The organism is Aedoeadaptatus acetigenes, from assembly GCF_025566985.1.
Classification (GTDB): domain Bacteria; phylum Bacillota; class Clostridia; order Tissierellales; family Peptoniphilaceae; genus Aedoeadaptatus; species Aedoeadaptatus acetigenes.
Window position 1 is genome coordinate 1 of record NZ_JAOQJD010000028.1, and the last position, 2,472, is coordinate 2,472.

General features: G+C 49.9%; 1 rRNA gene (only partly in view). It reads left to right on the top strand.

Annotated features, from left to right (window positions below):
* Positions 1-102 precede the first annotated feature (102 nt).
* A 23S ribosomal RNA gene (locus tag OCV31_RS09565) occupies positions 103-2,472 on the top strand; it runs 521 nt beyond the window's last position.

Below are 2,472 nucleotides of genomic sequence, written 5' to 3' on the forward strand. Positions count from 1 at the left end.
TTGAACCAAGACAATTGCATATACAATCAAAAACGAGAACATCGTAAAATCAAATCTTCAAATTTAAATTTAAGATTACAATTTCAACGAAATAGATCGTAAGGTCAAGTTAGAAAGAGCATCCGGTGGATGCCTTGGCACCAAGAGCCGATGAAGGACGCGATAAGCTGCGAAAAGCTGTGGGGAGTGGCAAATACACATCGATCCACAGATTTCCGAATGGGGAAACCCGCTGAGACAAACTCTCAGCATTCATGCGTGAATTCATAGCGTATGAAAGGAATACCGGGGGAACTGAAACATCTAAGTACCCCGAGGAAAAGAAAGAAACCTCGATACTCCAAGTAGCGGCGAGCGAACGGGGTAGAGCCCAACTTGAGATACGGCATATGTAGCGAGCAGAACGATTTGGAACAATCGACCACAGGGGGTAACAGTCCCGTATGCGAAGTGAAGGTATGCCACTCTAAACGAGTACCACAGGGCACGTGAAACCCGGTGGGAATACAGGGGGACCACCCCCTAAGGCTAAATACTCCTTGGTGACCGATAGTGCATAAGTACCGTGAGGGAAAGGTGAAAAGAACCCCGGGAGGGGAGTGAAATAGAATCTGAAACCGGATGTTTACAAGCAGCGAAAGTGGTTTCGTACCATGATCGTGTACTTTTTGTAGAACGGGCCAGCGAGTTATGATTTTCAGCGAGGTTAAGATGTTATGCATCGAAGCCGCAGCGAAAGCGAGTCTGAACAGGGCGAAGAGTTGTAGGTCATAGACCCGAAACCGCGTGATCTATCCATGGGCAGAGTGAAGTTGAAGTAAAATTCAATGGAGGCTCGAACCGGGTAACGTTTAAAAGTTATCGGATGACCTGTGGATAGGGGTGAAAAGCCAAACGAACGCGGAGATAGCTGGTTCTCCTCGAAATAGCTTTAGGGCTAGCCTGGAAGGCAATGTCTCGGGGGTAGAGCACTGAATGGTCAAGGGACTTTACCAAGTTACCGCGACCTATCAAACTCCGAATACCGAAGACAGTATCCTCCGGAGTCAGACTATGTGGGATGAGCTTCATAGTCGAAAGGGAAACAGCCCAGACCACCGGCTAAGGTCCCAAAATTCGTGTTAAGTGGAAAAGGATGTGGAGTTACTGAGACAACTAGGATGTTGGCTTAGAAGCAGCCATACATTGAAAGAGTGCGTAATAGCTCACTAGTCAAGTGACTCTGCGCCGAAGATAACCGGGGCTAAACACGATACCGAAGCCGTGGAATCCATATGGATTGGTAGAGGAGCATTGTGTACGCGACGAAGCAAAAGCCGTAAGGCCTTGTGGAGTGTACAGAAGAGAGAATGCTGGCATGAGTAGCGAGAGGTGAGTGAGAATCTCACCCGTCGAAAACCCAAGGTTTCCTGAGGAAGGCTCGTCCACTCAGGGTAAGTCGGGACCTAAGGCGAGGCCGAAAGGCGTAGTCGATGGACAACAGGTGGAGATTCCTGTACCGACAAACGCAATGAAGATGTGGGGACGCAGAAGGATAAGCGCAGCGCCCGGTTGGTGAGGCGTGCAAGCACCAAGGATGAGAAGTAGGCAAATCCGCTTCTCGTGAAGTCTGACGTGTGATGCGGATCGAAAATAAGTAGAGAAGGAGCCGAATCCATACTGCCAAGAAAAGCCACTATTCGCGTCTTGTCGCCCGTACCGTAAACCGACACAGGTAGGTGAGGAGAGAATCCTAAGACGAGCGGAAAAACCTTTGTTAAGGAACTCGGCAAAATGACCCCGTAACTTCGGGAGAAGGGGAGCCATGGAAACATGGCCGCAGTGAAAAGGCCCAAGCGACTGTTTACCAAAAACACAAGTCTCTGCGAAGTCGAAAGACGAAGTATAGGGGCTGACACCTGCCCGGTGCTGGAAGGTTAAGGGAAAAAGTTAGCGCAAGCGAAGCTTCGAACTGAAGCCCCAGTAAACGGCGGCCGTAACTATAACGGTCCTAAGGTAGCGAAATTCCTTGTCGGGTAAGTTCCGACCCGCACGAAAGGTGTAACGATTTGGGCACTGTCTCAACAAAGGATCCGGTGAAATTGTAGTAGCGGTAAAGATGCCGCTTACCCACGACAGGACGGAAAGACCCCATGGAGCTTTACTGCAGGCTGATATTGGATTTCGGAATGGACTGTACAGGATAGGTGGGAGACAGAGAACGAAGCACGCCAGTGTTTCGGGAGTCGCCCTTGGGATACCACTCTATTCATTCTGGAATTCTAACCTACTTCCGTGAATCCGGAAGAGGGACACTGTCAGTTGGGCAGTTTGACTGGGGCGGTCGCCTCCCAAAAAGTAACGGAGGCGTTCAAAGGTTTCCTCAGCACGGACGGAAATCGTGCGAAGAGTGCAAAGGCAAAAGGAAGCTTAACTGCGACACCGACAAGTGGAGCAGATGCGAAAGCAGGACTTAGTGATCCGGTGGTACCG